Annotated in this window: 13 protein-coding genes and 1 other RNA gene; 9 read left to right on the top strand and 5 right to left on the bottom strand. The window is 62.7% G+C overall.

Going from position 1 to position 15,791, the window contains the following annotated elements:
• Positions 1–95: 95 nt before the first annotated feature.
• Together U1R88_RS19825 and serB are read right to left on the bottom strand one after the other, a co-directional pair.
• Positions 96–644: a DUF4256 domain-containing protein gene (locus U1R88_RS19825; protein WP_322432794.1), complete on the bottom strand. Its 549-nt coding sequence runs from the start codon at positions 642–644 to the stop codon at positions 96–98.
• 51 nt (positions 645–695) lie between these two features.
• On the bottom strand, positions 696–1,586 hold the full coding sequence (gene serB / locus U1R88_RS19820; RefSeq protein WP_322432793.1) for a phosphoserine phosphatase SerB: 891 nt from the start codon (positions 1,584–1,586) through the stop codon (positions 696–698).
• Positions 1,587–1,603: 17 nt separating this feature from the next.
• Between serB and miaA the strand changes: the two genes are divergently transcribed.
• From miaA to U1R88_RS19790, 6 genes are all read left to right on the top strand, one after another.
• Complete coding sequence (gene miaA, locus U1R88_RS19815; protein WP_322432792.1) at positions 1,604–2,536, top strand: tRNA (adenosine(37)-N6)-dimethylallyltransferase MiaA; 933 nt, start codon at positions 1,604–1,606, stop codon at positions 2,534–2,536.
• A gap of 271 nt (positions 2,537–2,807) precedes the next feature.
• A complete protein-coding gene (gene hflK, locus U1R88_RS19810) occupies positions 2,808–3,938 on the top strand; it encodes an FtsH protease activity modulator HflK (RefSeq protein WP_322432791.1) in 1,131 nt (376 codons plus the stop codon).
• Positions 3,935–4,852: a protease modulator HflC gene (gene hflC, locus U1R88_RS19805; protein WP_322432790.1), complete on the top strand. Its 918-nt coding sequence runs from the start codon at positions 3,935–3,937 to the stop codon at positions 4,850–4,852. The genes hflK and hflC overlap by 4 nt, the downstream gene beginning before the upstream one ends.
• Positions 4,853–5,131: 279 nt before the next feature.
• Entirely contained in the window at positions 5,132–5,335 is a 204-nt protein-coding gene (locus U1R88_RS19800) for a DUF2065 domain-containing protein (RefSeq protein WP_105862061.1), read from the top strand.
• A gap of 190 nt (positions 5,336–5,525) precedes the next feature.
• The gene (locus U1R88_RS19795; protein WP_322432789.1) at positions 5,526–7,031 is read left to right on the top strand and encodes a Do family serine endopeptidase; all 1,506 of its coding nucleotides are present in this window, start codon (positions 5,526–5,528) and stop codon (positions 7,029–7,031) included.
• A 138-nt stretch (positions 7,032–7,169) separates the two neighbouring features.
• Positions 7,170–7,982 (top strand): aminoglycoside phosphotransferase family protein, encoded by an 813-nt coding sequence (locus U1R88_RS19790; RefSeq protein WP_322432788.1) that lies wholly within the window; start codon positions 7,170–7,172, stop codon positions 7,980–7,982.
• Positions 7,983–8,036: 54 nt separating this feature from the next.
• Here the strand turns inward: U1R88_RS19790 and U1R88_RS19785 are convergent, their stop codons facing one another.
• Together U1R88_RS19785 and ssrA are read right to left on the bottom strand one after the other, a co-directional pair.
• Positions 8,037–8,651, bottom strand: coding sequence for an SspB family protein (locus tag U1R88_RS19785; protein WP_322432787.1), 615 nt, complete (start codon positions 8,649–8,651; stop codon positions 8,037–8,039).
• A gap of 103 nt (positions 8,652–8,754) precedes the next feature.
• Positions 8,755–9,105, bottom strand: a transfer-messenger RNA (tmRNA) gene (ssrA, locus tag U1R88_RS19780).
• Between the two features lie 195 nt (positions 9,106–9,300).
• Between ssrA and fumC the strand changes: the two genes are divergently transcribed.
• The 3 genes from fumC (at position 9,301) to U1R88_RS19765 (ending at position 11,236) form a co-directional block, all read left to right on the top strand.
• A complete protein-coding gene (gene fumC / locus U1R88_RS19775; protein WP_322432786.1) occupies positions 9,301–10,710 on the top strand; it encodes a class II fumarate hydratase in 1,410 nt (469 codons plus the stop codon).
• A 112-nt stretch (positions 10,711–10,822) separates the two neighbouring features.
• A complete protein-coding gene (locus tag U1R88_RS19770) occupies positions 10,823–11,011 on the top strand; it encodes a DUF4169 family protein (protein WP_068282179.1) in 189 nt (62 codons plus the stop codon).
• 9 nt (positions 11,012–11,020) lie between these two features.
• On the top strand, positions 11,021–11,236 hold the full coding sequence (locus tag U1R88_RS19765; RefSeq protein ID WP_068282176.1) for a ribbon-helix-helix domain-containing protein: 216 nt from the start codon (positions 11,021–11,023) through the stop codon (positions 11,234–11,236).
• Positions 11,237–11,542: 306 nt separating this feature from the next.
• On the opposite strand, the gene U1R88_RS19760 is transcribed toward U1R88_RS19765, so the two are convergent.
• Positions 11,543–15,208, bottom strand: coding sequence for an AsmA family protein (locus U1R88_RS19760; protein ID WP_322432785.1), 3,666 nt, complete (start codon positions 15,206–15,208; stop codon positions 11,543–11,545).
• Between the last annotated feature and the right edge of the window lie 583 nt (positions 15,209–15,791).

Below are 15,791 nucleotides of genomic sequence, written 5' to 3'. Positions count from 1 at the left end.
GCACCAGTCTTTGCAAGACTAACGCGGATTTCCTGCCAAACCATGACCGAAAGGCCGAATGCCACTCCGGTCTCGATATTCGGCCATTTGCCGGATCACACCGTCAGGCGCCCACGAAATCCCCGCACGGCATAATAGGAAGATGCGCCGTTGTGATAGGTGAAGACATGGTCGTAGCGGCGATCACAAAACAGGGCGCCGCCCTTCTTCCGGATCGCCGCCGGCGTGCTCACCCAGGTCGAGGTTTTCAGGTCGAATGCGCCAAGCTCCTGCAGGGCGCGATATTGTTCCTCCGTCAGAAGCTCGATGCCGATGGCAGCGGCCATTTCGGTCGCGCTGCCCTCCGGCTTGTGCTCCTTGCGCTCGTCGAGCGCCTGGCGGTCATAGCAAAGGCTCCTGCGACCCTTGGGTGTTTCCGCCGAGCAGTCGCAGAAGACATAATCCCCGGTCGCCGGATCCTCGCCGATGACATCCGGTTCGCCACCCGTCCGCTCCATTTCGGCGAGGGAGCGCAACTTTTCGGGCTTGGCCTCCAGGCGCGCCTGCACCTTCACCCATTCGAGGCCTTTGTGGCGTTTCATATTGGCATCGAAGCGAGCCTTCAGCACATCCAACAAGTCCTGGCTACCGTTCTTGCTCATCATGGCGCTTCCGCCTCCCGTCGATAGGTGTGGTCTCGTCCTGGCGGCCGATATCTAACGCACGAAATCCTGGCTGCGATATCCCTGCGCATAGAGCAGCGCCGTCAGATCGCCGTGTTCCACCCGCATCCGGGCCGCTGCGGCGACCGCGGGCTTGGCGCGATAGGCCACGCCGAGACCGGCTTCGCCCAGCATGGCAAGATCATTGGCGCCATCGCCGACCGCCATCGTATCGGAGGCCGCCAGCCCCCTCGCCTGCCGCAAGCGATCGAGATTGGCGCGCTTGGCTTCCTTGCCGAGAATCGGCTCGGCAACCTCGCCGGTGAGGTAACCATCCCTGACCACGAGGAGATTGGAGTGATGCTCGTCGAAGCCGACCATCGCCCCGATCTTGGCGGTGAACAAGGTGAAGCCCCCCGAGACGAGCGCCGTATAGGCCCCGTTCGCCCGCATGGTGCGCACCAGTTCGGGCCCGCCGGTGGTCAGTGTCAGGCGCTCCCGCACGACCTCGTCGGCAATGCTCTCCGGCAGCCCCTTCAACAGGGCGACGCGCTCGCGCAGCGCCGGTTCGAAGGCGATCTCGCCACGCATGGCACGCTCGGTAATCTCCGCCACCATCGTCTTGGCGCCGACGAAATCAGCCAACTCGTCGATGCATTCCTGGCCGATCATCGTCGAGTCCATGTCGGCAAGGAAAAGATGCTTGCGCCGTCCCTCGGCTTCCTGCACCACCAGATCGACGGTGGTCGCCGCCAGAGCCTCGCGCAGGCGAGCCTCGATCTCGACGATCGGCGCATCGGCTGCACAGGCAATGTCGACGGCCACGCCGGGAGCCAGGACGCTGGGGGCCGCCGGCGAAGCCAGCGCCTCGACCGCGCGCGACAGAGCGGCTGCTGTGACGGCGGGACGGTCCGGATGGGAGATCAGCGTGGCGACAAGGGACATGAGGACAGGTATCCGGAGTGACAGCCATTCAATATGACGCCGTGCTTCTCGCAGGTCCGACGGCGAGCGGCAAGTCGGCTTTGGCCCTGGCCCTGGCCGAACGGTTCGGCGGCAGCATCATCAACGCCGATTCCATGCAGGTCTACCGCGATCTCGCCGTGATCAGCGCCCGCCCGGATGCCAGCGAGACGGCGCGCGCGCCTCATTTGCTCTATGGCCATGTCGATGGCGCCGTCAATTATTCGGTGGGACGCTGGCGCGAGGACGCATCCGCCGCGCTGGATGACGTCCGCCGGCAGGGACGTCTGCCCATCGTGATCGGCGGCACCGGCCTTTATTTCAAGGCACTGGAACGCGGGCTCGCCGAAATGCCGGCCGTTCCCGATGGAATCCGCGACGCCGTGCGTGGCAAGGCCGAAGGCATGGAGACCGAGGCCCTGCATGCCTGGCTGAGTCAGAAGGATCCGGCCATGGCGAATCGCCTGCGACCCAGTGATCGCCAGCGCCTGATCCGCGCCCTCGAAATTTTCGAGGCAACAGGCCGCTCCCTGTCGGAATGGCAGAGTGAACCGCATACGCCGCCCCTGCTCGATGCCGGCAAATGCCTGCGCCTCTTTCTCAGCCCGGAGCGAACCGAACTCTATGCCAGGATCGATCACCGCTTCGACCTGATGGTCGGGCAAGGCGCGATCGAGGAGGTTCACGCGCTCTCCCAGCGCAGCCTCGATCCGGCCCTTCCGGTGATGCGTGCCCATGGCGTGCCTGGGCTCTGCCGTTACCTCGCCGGGGAGATCAGGCTCGATGAAGCCATTGCCGGCGCCAAGGCCGACACCCGCCATTATGCCAAGCGCCAATTCACCTGGTTCCGCCACCAGATGCCAGGCTGGCGCTTCGTCGAGCCTGCTCAAGCACTTGCGGTTGCTTCGGACGCACTGATGAACGAAATTTAACACGTGCCCGTCGCGATGTTCGTCGATTGCAGCCCGGCACCGGGTTTACATAGGAATTTCAAGGGGCTGCATAGGAGTTTCTGCAGCTTTGCCATGTGAAGACAGCTTCGTTCGAACGCCGTTTTGTCGATTTAGAGGCTTGTTTTCAAACATGGTTTCGGATTGATCGGGGGGGTTGCATTCCTATATGCAGCTTCTCTCCAGCTTATTCCGTTCTTAGGAATGGGCTTTCGTCCTGCTTTGGGCAGACGAACAATCAAAGGACCAAGACATGCCTTGGAGTAACCAGAGCGGCGGTGGTGGCCCCTGGGGTAGCGGCGGCGGCAACAGCGGAGGCGGACGTCCGGGGGGTGGTGGCCCCTGGGGCGGTGGTCCATCCGGCGGTTCTCAGCCCCCGGATCTCGAAGATTGGCTTCGCCGCAGCAAGGACGGCCTCAAGAATCTCCAGGGCGGCGGCGGCTTCACGCCGCGCAACATCGCGATCGGCGCGGTGGCGCTGATCGGCCTGTGGCTCCTCACCGGCTTCTATCGCGTGCAGCCCAATGAAGTCGGCCTCAATCTCGTCTTCGGCAAATATGTTTCGTTGAGCCCGCCGGGCCTGCGCTACAACGTGCCCTATCCGATCGGCACGGTCGAAAAGCCAACCGTGACCAATGTCGAGACCATCAATGTCGGCACGCGTGGTGACAGCGATAGCGCCAATGAAATGCTGACCGGCGACGAAAACCTCGTCAATATCGGCTTCACGGTGCAGTGGCAGATCAACCCGGCCGCCCCGCAGGATTTCGCCTTCAACCTGGCCAATCCGCGCGGTACGATCCGGGCCGTGGCGGAGAGCGCCATGCGCGAAGCCATCGGGCAACGCAACATCACGCCGATCCTGACCGGCGATCGCCAGGCGATCGAGCAGCAGGTGCAAAGCGAGATGCAGCGGGCCCTCGACAGCTATAGGGCCGGCGTGTTGGTCCGGCTGGTGCAGTTGCAGAATGTCGATCCGCCGCCCCAGGTGATCGATGCCTTCCGTGACGTGCAGGCCGCACGCGCCGACCAGGAGAACACCATCAACCAGGCTCAGGTCTATGCCAACAAGGTGATCCCGGAAGCAGGCGGTGAAGCCGCCAAGATCACGCAGGCGGCCGAAGCCTATCGCGCGCGCACCGTGGCCGAAGCCACCGGTGAGGCGTCGCGCTTCAACGAAGTCTACAGCGCCTATCAGAAGGCTCCTGTGGTCACCCGCGAACGCATGTATCTGGAAGCCATGACCTCCATCCTCACCGATACGAACAAGGTGATCCTGGACTCGAAGACGCAGGGCCAGGGCGTGGTGCCCTATCTGCCGCTCGACCGACTGCTCAAGCGGCCGGCCGGCACGGCCCAGCCCCAGCAGGGAGCGGCACAATGAGATCCCCGCTCGGAACCATTGCCCTGATCGCGACCGGTGCCATCCTGGTCCTGGTCTACTTGTCGGCCTATACGGTGACGCCGCGCGACTACGCCCTGCCACTGCGCTTCGGCGAACCGCAACCGGCCAAGACCCAGCCCGGCCTCTATTGGAAATGGCCGTTCATCGAGAATGTCGAGTACATCAACAAGCAGGTGCTGGACCTCGACAGCCTCCCGCAGGAAGTCATCGCCAGCGACCAGAAGCGCCTGAAGGTCGACGCCTTCGCCCGCTATCGCGTCTCGGATCCGCTGCGCTTCTTCCAGACCTCGCGTTCGGAGAAGGGTGCGGAGCTGCAGCTTTCCTCGATCCTGTCCTCGGCGGTTCGCCGCGTTCTCGGCCAGTCGACCTTCGCCGCCGTCGTACGTGACCAGCGTACCGCGCTGATGGAGAAGATCCGCGCCGAGGTGAATCGTGAAGCCGGCGGTCTCGGCATCGAGGTGGTCGACGTGCGTATCCGCGGCGCCGACCTGCCGCAGGCCAACTCCGAGGCCGTCTACAAGCGCATGCAGTCGCAGCGCCAGACCGAGGCGCAGCAGATTCGCTCGCAGGGCACCCAGCAGGCGCAGGTCATCCGCTCGGATGCCGATCGTCAGGTCGCCAAGATACTCGGTGAGGCGCGCGGCAAGGCGTCAGAGACGACAGGCCAGGCCGACTCGGCCCGCATCAAGATCCTGGCGGACGCCTACAACAAGGATCCGGAATTCTTCCAGTTCTACCTGTCGATGCGGAACTATGTCGACGCGATGAAGCCTGACAACACGCAGGTCTTCATCAGTCCGGACTGGGATTACTTCCGTTATCTGCGTTCGCCAGCCGCCCCTACGGGAGCACCTTCCCCAGCCGCCTCTCCCCAGGCTCCTCCGGCGCAATAGGCTTGACGCCGGCCCTATATAAAGCTCCATTGCGCCGACCGCTTCATTGCGGCCGGCGTTTTTCTTAGGACCGCCGTGAACATTCCGACGGCTGCCCTTGCCAAAAGCGTCTTGCGATTTGACGAGTTCACCAAGAATCGCAAAAACGCTCTGGCCAATCGGTTGGATTGGCTGGAAACAAGGAGCTGGAGCGAACAAGCGTTCAGGCATGAACGATTTTGCTCCAGGATCGCAAACCGTCGGAAGGTTCGGGTGCGGTTCATATAATGTGTGGGGCGGATGGATAGTTTCTCTTTCGGTGATTTCATCACGGCGCTCGGACTGGCCTTTGCGATCGAAGGGTTATTCTTCCTGGCCTTTCCCGATCCGGTGCGGCGCATGATGGTCTCGGTCGCCAACTCCCCCAATGCGCAGCTCCGCCTCGCCGGATTCATTTCCGCCATCATCGGTATCATCATAATCTGGGCCGTAAGGGGCATGTGATGCTGTCGGGTGGGTAGCCGGGCACCTTGGGTGCCCGATGCACTGTCCCATCCTGTTGCGGGTGAAACTGACAAGCCCCAACTTTGCGTGAAGTTGCGAGTACGTCACGCTCGCGCCGCATTCCACACTTGAAATTCAATCCGACTGCGCCCCACATCAACACCGATGCGGGTGACCATCCGAGGACTTGATGCCGATTCAACTCAACACCCTGATGCGCCGCAGCGGCGCCGTTGCCATCGCCGCCCTCATTGCAGCCAGCCCGGCCACCCTGGTGGCGCCGCCGGCCATGGCGGCGGCAGGCCCGCCCTCTGTCGCCGATCTCTCGGCCGAGCTGATCGATGCGGTCGTCAACATCTCGACGTCGCAGACGGTGGCCGCCGGCAGCAATGACGAAGACGGCGAGGACGAGCCGCGTGCGCCGATGCCCAAGCTGCCGCCCGGATCGCCTTTCGAAGAATTCTTCAACCAGTTCTTCAACAACAAGGACGGCAAGGGCCTGCAGCGGCCGAGAAAGACCGAAGCGCTCGGCTCGGGCTTCGTCATCGACCCCAGTGGCATCATCGTCACCAACAACCATGTCATCGACGATGCCGACGACATCGAGGTCAATTTCAACGACGGTTCCAAGCTCAAGGCCAAGCTGCTCGGTCGCGACAAGAAGGTCGACGTCGCCGTGCTGAAGGTCGATCCGCCCAAGCCGTTGAAGGCCGTGAAGTTCGCCGATAGCGACAAGGTCCGCGTCGGCGATTGGGCTATGGCGATCGGCAACCCCTTCGGCCTGTCGAGCACGGTAACGCTGGGCATCATCTCGGCCCGCAACCGCGACATCAATTCGGGACCCTACGACAATTACCTGCAGACGGACGCTGCTATCAACAAGGGCAATTCCGGCGGCCCGCTGTTCGACATGGACGGCGGCGTCATCGGTATCAACACCGCCATCATCTCGCCGACTGGCGGCTCGATCGGCCTCGGCTTCTCCATGCCGTCGGCGACCGTGCAGCCGGTGATCGAGCAGCTTCGACTCTATGGCGAGACGCGGCGTGGCTGGTTGGGCGTGCGTATCCAGGGCGTCAGCGACGACATTGCCGAAAGCCTCGGCATGCAGAAGGCACAGGGTGCGCTGATCGCCGGCGTCGACGACAAGGGCCCGGCCAAGCCGGCTGGCCTCGAGCCGGGTGACGTGATCCTGAAATTTGACGGCCATGACATCAAGGAAATGCGAGACCTGCCCCGCCTCGTCGCCGATACGCCGGTAGACAAGAAGGTCGAGGTGGTGATCCTGCGCAAGGGCCAGACCCTGACCAAGACCGTCACCGTCGCCCGCCTCGACGAGAGCGACACCGCCATCAAGGCATCCACCCGCGGCACCGAAACGCCCGAAAAGCCGAAGATCACCAAGGCCCTCGGCCTGGAAATGTCCGGCATCACCAAGGAGCTGCGCGACAAATACAAGCTTGCCACCGACGCCAAGGGCGTGGTGGTGACCAAGGTGGACAATGGCTCCTCTGCCGAGGACAAGCAGGTCAAGGTCGGTGACGTCATCCTGCAGGTCGGCCAGCAGGCGGTTTCCAATCCCGAAGATGTAAGCAAGCGCATAGAAGAGTTGAAAAAATCCGGCACCAAGCAGGCTTTGCTGTTGCTCTCGAATACCCAGGGCGAGTTGCGCTTCGTGGCGCTGGCGCTGAACTGAGCCGATCGCGGACTTTTTGAGCGTTCAAGAGAGCAGGCCCCCTTTTCCGGCTCCGGAAAAGGGGGTTCTGCCAGTCCGTATCGGGGCAATCGTCACGGCATGGGCAAGAAAGGCCGGAGCCATACCCCGTGAGACGGCATGGCGACGGACACTGATTTTGCCCCCTATATCCGACGATGGGCGCTTGTTCCCGACGGTGATCCGATCGTGACCCATTCCAGCCGCCTTCTCCCGGTTCTGCACGCCGGCGCGCCGGCCATGCTGAAAGTCGCCACCGAGGCGGAAGAACGCTGGGGTGCCGGCCTGATGATTTGGTGGGGCGGGCTTGGCGCTGCCCGTGTCCTTGCGCATGACGACCGGGCCATCCTGCTCGAGCGCGCCACCGGCCGCCGTTCGCTGGTCCACATGGCCCAAAACGGGGCGGATGACGAGGCCAGCCGCATCATCTGCAAAGTTGTCGGTGCGTTGCATGAGGCGCGCACGATGCCTCCGCTCGACTTGATCCCGCTCGAGCAGCGGTTTCAGGCACTGGAGGCTGCACCCGAAGGGGAGATTTTTGCGCGATCTGCCGTCGCGGCTCGAGCGCTTCTCGCCAATCCGCATGATGTCGTCACCCTTCACGGTGACATTCATCACGCCAACATTCTCGATTTCGGCGAGCGAGGCTGGCTTGCCATCGACCCCAAACGCCTGAAGGGCGAGCGGGGTTTCGACTATGCCAATCTCTTCTGCAATCCGGACCATGCGGTCGCCACCGCACGGGGCCGCCTTGCGCAACAGGTCGAAGTAGTAGCTCGGACCGCGCAGCTTGAACGCGGGCGCCTGCTTCACTGGATCCTGGCTTGGGCGGGGCTTTCAGCGACCTGGTTGATCGAGGATGGCGAGGAAGAGCACGTGGCGCCGACCCTCGAGGTCGCGAACATCGCTGCCGCGGAGATCGACAAGAACTGATTTGTCGCAAGGATCCGTGCCTCGCGGCTCGCCGGCTGAATGCGGGGAAACGGGCTACTTCTTCTTGCGGAAATGATCGAGGCTGACGATCTTCTCGTTCTCGGCGGGCCGCTCGTCCTCACCGCCCTCTTCAACGGTCGCCGACTCTTCCACAGGCGGACTGGCTTTCTTGCGCGAGGGCTTGGCCGCGGCCTCTTTGGTCCCGCCTTCCTTGGCCGGCGCGCCCTTGCCGGCTTCGCCCTCGTCACCACGCGGAACCGCACGGATCGCAGCCGGCGCCGGCGCGGGCGCAACCTCCTCTTCCGACTCGCCCTCATCGACTTCGAACTTCACGCCGAAATCCACCGACGGATCGAAGAAGGCCGTCATGGCGGCGAACGGCACGATCAGACGTTCGGGAGCATTGCCGAAGGACAATCCGACCTCAAAGCCGTAGTCGCTGACGGTAAGATCCCAGAACTGATGCTGGAGGACGATGGTGATCTCCTCCGGAAACTTTTCCGCCAGGCGCGCGGGAATGCTGACGCCCGGGAACTGGGTCTTGAAGGAGATGAAGAAATGATGGTCGCCAGGCAGTCCAACGCGGGCAGCATCGGCCAATACGCGGCGAACCATGCCGCGCAGCGCATCCTGAGTGAGAAGATCATAACGGATATGGTCAATACTCATCGCGCAATTTCTACCAGGCCAGCTCTTATTACGTCGGGCCCGCTAGCACGTGCACACGCCTCGCAGACCGCATCTCGGATGGCCTGCAGGCAGACCGGAATGAAGTGGAGGCTTCTGTTGCCAGGTGCCTCCGGACCCCGCCTGCCGGTGCTACCCGTCAGGACTTGATTTCGGTCTAGTTACCGCTTACGCGGCAACCGCAACCGGAGCATAGTTGTCGTTGGCAACTATTAAAAAGGCCCGATATCGGCGGAACCATGCCGAGCGAAAGCACACCCTTTACACCCTCGTCGATCCTGTTTCGCCCCCGCCGCAGCCCGCCCTGACGGGCTCTGGTGGAGGCGCCGGGTACTGCCCCCGGGTCCGATAGGTTTATTTCGATGACCATTTATCGCCATAGCCGGCGCGAGCCGGCAAACTGAATATAAGCTGCCTGTTCGGCAGAAAAAAGAGGCGATTGCGGTTTGACGGAGCTTTCCTCAGGCTTGGCATGCCTTATTTGAGGAAGAGGGCATCTTGCCCTGCCTGTATCACGCATGTCCGGCGCATAATGGCGGCCGTGGGTGATCCAAGGAAATGCCGAGTATGAGCTGCCATGCGAGCCCCGAATCCGGGCATGACCGCATAGGGCCAGTTGCAGGAGACCATCATGACCGAAGCCACCCCCGCCACCCGCCAGGAAAGCGACTCCTTCGGGCCGATCGACGTGCCGGCCGGGCATTATTGGGGGGCCCAGACCCAGCGCTCGCTCGAGAATTTCCGCATCGGCGCCGAAAAGATGCCTCGCCCGCTGATTCACGCCCTCGGACTGATCAAGCTGGCGGCAGCTCGCGCCAACCGCGAACTCGGTGTGCTTGACCCCGCTCTGGCCGACATCATCGAGCGCGCCGCCCGCGAGGTCGCCGATGGCAAGCTCGACGATGAATTTCCCCTCGTCGTCTGGCAAACCGGCTCGGGCACCCAAACCAACATGAATGCCAATGAGGTGATCTCCAACCGCGCCATCGAGATGCTCGGCGGCGCCATGGGCTCCAAGAAGCCGGTGCATCCCAACGACCATGTCAATCGCGGCCAATCGTCCAACGATACCTTCCCCACCGCCATGCATGTGGCTGCCGCCCGGGAGATCCATGACCGGCTGCTGCCGGCACTGCGCCATCTGGCTTCCGCCCTGGAACAGAAGGCCGAAGCCTTCAAGGACATCATCAAGATCGGCCGCACCCATTTGCAGGACGCCACCCCACTCTCGCTCGGCCAGGAATTCTCAGGCTATGCCACGCAGTTGCGGCAGGGCATCCGGCGGATCGAGGCTGGCCTTGCCGAATTGATGCCCCTGGCGCAGGGCGGCACGGCGGTCGGCACCGGCCTCAACACCCGCGAGGGGTTCGCCGAAAGGATCGCGGCTGAACTTGCGGCCCTGACCGGCCTGCCCTTCGTCACCGCCCCCAACAAATTCGAGGCCCTCGCCACGCATGATGCCTTGGTGGCGGCCCATGGTGCGCTCAACACCGTGGCCGTCAGCCTGTTCAAGATCGCCAGCGACATCCGGCTGCTCGGTTCGGGCCCTCGAGCCGGCCTCGGCGAGTTGATCCTGCCTGAAAACGAGCCGGGCTCTTCCATCATGCCGGGCAAGGTCAACCCGACCCAATGCGAGGCGATGACCATGGTCTGCACACGGGTGTTCGGCAATCAGAGCACCATCACCTTTGCCGGCAGCCAGGGGCATTTGGAACTGAACGTGTTCAAGCCGGTGATAGCCGACGCGACATTGCAGTCTATCCGCCTGCTTGCCGACGCAGCCAACAGCTTTACCGATCACTGCGTCAGCGGAATCGAGGCCGACACTTCCCGAATCAGCGATCTCGTGGCGCGTTCCCTCATGCTGGTGACGGCACTAACACCTGTCATCGGCTATGATAAGGCAGCTTATATTGCGAAGACAGCGCACCATAACGGTACCACTCTACTTCAGGAAATATTGGCGGCAAAAATAATGGACGAAAGAGCTTTTGAAAGTGCGATGAGCCTTGCACGGATGATCACGCCAGATAAAGAATGACAGGAACGTTGTTTTCTAACCAACGCATATGTCTTACAAGATGCAACCCAATCGAGCCTCAAGTCGATATTGAAGTTGTTCACTTGAGAGAAAGTTCCTTTCCGGTAAGCTGATGGCTGAGATCGTGAATTTGAGGAGAGTACGCAAGGCTCGGGCAAGGGCCGAAGCCGGGCAGGAAGCAGCCCGGAAACGCTCGATCCATGGACTCTCGCGCATCGATAGAGACAGGCTGCAGGCGGACAAGCAGGAGGCCGAAAGGCACCTCGACAGACACCGCCTGGAGCCCAATAATGTAGAGTGATGGGCTGTCATGAAAAGCAAAGTCGTTAAACGTTCGATCGTCATTGCCGGCCACAAGACGAGCGTATCCCTCGAGGACGCCTTTTGGGAAACGTTGAAGGAACTGGCCGCCAAGCGCGATCTCACGCTCTCGGACGTCGTTGCCGAGATCGATGCCACGCGCGCCCAAGGAAATCTGTCTTCCGCCATCCGGCTCTTCGTCCTGGAGAATGTTCGCCGAGGCTGAGGGGCGAGTTAATTTGAAACGAGCGGCAACCGTATTCGTCCGATTGCTTGAAAAGCATGCACATCTACCAAGACCGGCTTGGCCCCTGTCCGCTGTTTGTCGTCAAGTTATAAGGGTTGTCTTTACGACAACGGCCACTTTCCCTTCAAGCGAGCGGACATGGCCTCCTTCGGGCTCAGCCCTGCCACCATGGTTGGTTCAGCAGTCTCATTCTGCAGCCTAAAATTGCCGGTGCTATAATACCACTCGCGATCTTGAACATTCATTTCAACCGAGATAGCGGGAAGCCAAGCTTCCAGCCTTGTCTCAGGGACCCACGGGTGGGGATCCGATGGGTGCTTGCGGCAAGGCCGGCCCGGCATTCGGCAGAAGCGGGGCCGGTACCACCGTGGTATGCCCGGGTGTCACCGGCGAGACCGGCAGGTTTTCGAGCGAGGGCAAAGTCATCGGAGGAACGCCAGGAAGGCCGGGCGATGGCGCAAGCGGCATTCCCGCCCCACCCGCTGCCGGCGCGACCGGCCCCAATTGCAGCGGCGGCAGTGCCTTCCGGCGGGCATCCTCGATTGCTTTCTGCATCTTCAGGGCTTCCGCCCGCCGGGCATCCTCCTGCGCCTTCTCCTCGATCCGCCGCTGGGCCTCCAGTGCCTCGAGCTTGCGGGCCTGCTGTTCGACGCCGCGAATACTGAGCCAGGCGACGAGGCTCGACACATCGACCTGCTTTTGCAGGGCGTCGATGGCACCGCGCAATTGCACCGGGATCGTCGGGGCCGGGCCGCCAAAGCCATCGGCCGGATTGGCAGGCGATAGGGCGATGTCGGCCTTCACCGTCAGATCCGAAAGATCCAGCAGGCCGGAAAGGGCGACACTGCCTTGAACCGAGGTCGCCCTCGTCGAGGAGAGGCGGAGGACGCCGCCCGCAAGCGAGAGATTGCCACTGATCGTTCCCGTCTTCAGCGGGGCCTCGTCCAGACTGCGCTCGAAGGCCTGCCGGACGTGATTAGCGTCGCCGGAAAGCCCGCCATCCACCGCCGCTACCGTATGGCCGAAGGCATTTTCAGAAAGCCCAGCCAGCGATGCCTGGACGAGTTCGGCAGTTCCGCCCCCCGTGAGGGAGGACATGATTGCGTCGGGTGAACGGCCATTGCCCTGGAATTCGAGTCCCATGGCCAGCTCACCGGAGAGCTGGCGTCCCTGCAGCGTGACCTTGTGCAGCGAGAAACGCCCGCTCGCAGCGGTATCGAGGGCTGCGTGAGAAAGCTGGAGGGCGCCGGTGACGTCACCAGCGGCGAGTTTCGCCGCAAAATCGTCCACGGCAACCTTGCCATTGCCGAAATTCACCACCGCACGTGCATCGTTGAGCTCCGGCAGACGCCGCGACAGGCGCAACGTCTTGGCCGAGATGGCGAGCCGACCGGCGAGGGCATCGAAGGCCCCCGGGCCGAAGGTCTCGTCGGAAAAGGCATTGCCATTGGCATTCCCGGCGCTCAGATCCGCTCCCGAGAACAACGACCCGAGCAATTGCCCATCGGCCTTGAGAAAATTCAGCCGGCCGTCGAGGCGTGTCGGCCTGCCGGCACTGATGGTGAGTGCGCCACTGACCGGCATGCCGAGCACGGTCCCCGTCAGGTCGTCGAAGACATAGCGCCCTGCCCTGGCACGAAAGCCGGAGTCCAGCGTGGCGCTCTGGGACGGAACCACGCCCGGAAGCGGCAGCCCCAGAAGCTGGGCGGGTACCAGCGCATCGTCGGTGCTGGCCGCCAAACGCCCGTCAAAGGCCGGTGCCTCGAACGAGCCGGTCATCTTGCCGGTGCCGGAAAGCTGTAACCCAGCTCCTTCGAAGCCGGCGTTCCAGCGCAGCGCGCCATTGAGCGGGCCCGACAAAGCCATTTCCAGCGAGGCGCGCCCGGGCACGGAGCCCACCGTATAGTCGAGCCCGGCCTGGCGCATCAGTGTCGCGACATCGAGGCTGTCGGCCTTCACCCGGATATCGGCACTCTCCCCCGCCCCCTTCCCCGCGAATTGCGTGTCGAGCTGCAGGACGCTGCCGCCAAACTTGCCGTCGACCGAATAACGCCGTACGGCGCCGAATGCGATGGAAAGGCTGGCATTGGCTGGAGAGAGCGCGGCCGCGCGAGCCGCGAAGGCATTGACCCAGAAAGCCGGCAGCGTACTGCGCTTGAGCGCGGTCGCCAGCCCCGAAAGGTCCTTGCCGTTCAGCACGACGCGGATTTCGCCCTGGGGCTCGGCGCCGATATTGTCGATACGGCCATTGGCCGTGAGATTGGCGCCGCCGAGGTCGCTGACGACCACGTCTTCCAACGCGATCAGCTTGCCGCCGGCCTTGATATGTCCACTGACCGATTTGGCCTCGATTCCGGACAAGGCGAGTTCCTGGGCCTGCAGGCGGACATCGGCTTCGCTGAACAGATCGCTGCTGCCGGGCAGGAGAGCGGCCACCGATGGCAGCGCGTCGAGGTCGATGCGTTGCGCGGCGAGGTTGGCTTCGACCCGTCCGGCGGACCGGCCGTGCGCCAGCCGGTTCCAGGCCAGCCTGCCTTTGACCGCCGCATCGTCGATGGCAAGGGTCAGCTGCGAAAAATCGACCTTGTCGGTATCGGCCTCGAGCGCAGCCTTCAAGGACAGCTTGCGCGCGGCGTCCGGCCGTCCCAGGACGGGTTGGCCCTGCAGCCAGCCGATCAGGCCGGTAGCCCGGTCTGATTTGAGGTCGAGATTGCCCTTGAACCCGCCACCTTCGTCATTGACGTCACCGGCCAGCAAAAGATGGCTGTTGCCCGGCAAGTCCGCCTCGAGACGATCGACCTGCAGCTTCCCCTCGGCTACCCGGATGCTGGCCCGGGCATTCTGGGTCAACTCACCGCCCAGCATGAGACCATCTGCAGTCAGGTCGATCTGAGCGTTGGTGGCGGCTCCGGCAAGCACCGGCACGACCTTGGCAAGTCTTGCCAGCACCGCAGCCGGCGGTTGGCGCTTGTCGGGGCCGATACCGACGAAACGATCGAGCTCGAGTTGCTTGCCGGCAAGATTCGCTTCCAGCACCGGGGTGGCACCGAAAGCCAGGTTGACGCTGCCAGCAAGCTTGAGCGCGCGCTCGTCCGGCCCGAGCTGGATCGCCACCTTGTCGGAGACCACGCCCGCCGGCGTCGCCGTCACAGGTCCCGACATGCTCCAGGCCAGCTGCTCGCCGGCTCCCTGATCATCGGCACCCCCCTCTCCCGCCGCCTTCGCGGAGAAAGTTGGACGCAGCAGCGTCGCCATGCCGACGAAGGTTGGCTTGCCGCCCTGAAGCTTGACCTGGCCGTCGAGATCGAGCGTTACCGGCTTGTCCGCCGGCACGGCCGTGATGCGCAGATTGAGACTGCCTTTCTCGGCCACGCCCGTGGCGATTTTCACCGTATGGGGAACGCCTGCGATCTTGATCCCGCCCTCGGCCTTGTAGGGGCCGAGAACCGAGCCGGATTCACCGACCAGATTGATGCCGGTGAGACTGATGTCCTGGCCGTCGACCTTGTTGACATAGTGAAGCGAGCCACCGCTGACCTCGAAGCTCTCGACCGCCGCCCCGAGCGACACCGGATATTTCGAAAGAGGCGCGATCGTCCCCTCGTCATCGGCCGCCACGGACAAGGCAGGATCCCGCACCACGACATTGGAAAGATCGACATCGCCCCGCAGCAGGCCGCCGAGGCTGACGTCTCCGTCGATACGGGCAACGTTCAACCTGGTGGTGCCATAGGGGTCGCCGATACTGACATCGGAGAGCGAGAGCCAAGGCTGGGGCAGAAGCCGTGCTTCGATCGGGCCACGAATGATGACGGGCGTGCCGAAATGCTGCGTGAGGCGGTTGCCGATATCCTCGCGCCAGGCATTCCAGTCGACGTAGAGGGGCGCGGTGAACACCGCCGCGAACGCCACGATCAACAAAAAACCGATAACGGTGAGCGCCTCGCGCACGCCGCACGTCCTTTCCAAAGCCCTTTGCGATCCAGCCCTATCGTCAAGAATCGCAAAATGCGTCCAAACAAATCGTTGGAGCAAAATGCGTTCTGTCAAAACACGCTTTGCTCCCGAACCGGCAGACACTCCAAACCCGCCGCTGGCGGCATGGTGGATCCGGCATCGAGCCCCTCCCGGCCAGTTCCGACCATACGCGAAAACCAAGGCGAGACGAAACCGGGAACAGGGAGAAACTGTGGTCCCAGGTCACCAGACGAGGCCGCAAACCGGCGACCTCATAAGGCCAGAATCATCCGCAAAGAATTGAGTATGGACAGATTCGCCCGCAATTGTCTTACGAACGACCCGGCATATTCACATTTTCACCAATTCTTTAGATTTCATTAAGACCCGTACAAAATTTGTGCTATGACATCCGCCGCCGGGATAAATGCTAAAGCATGAACCGGCTGGGCTGTGCCTGGATGCTCCCACACAAAAGAATGAGCAGCGGGCGAAAAAGGGGCGGTCGAATTCCTGGCCGTTCGTCACAACAGCGTCGCGTCAATAGAGGAACGGTATCTCTCGCTTTCAGTGAGGT

It is taken from the genome of Labrys sedimenti, from assembly GCF_034424805.1.
GTDB classification, from domain to species: domain Bacteria; phylum Pseudomonadota; class Alphaproteobacteria; order Rhizobiales; family Labraceae; genus Labrys; species Labrys sedimenti.
The sequence above is the reverse complement of the archived record's forward strand: the minus strand, read 5'-3'. Positions and strand labels throughout refer to the sequence as shown.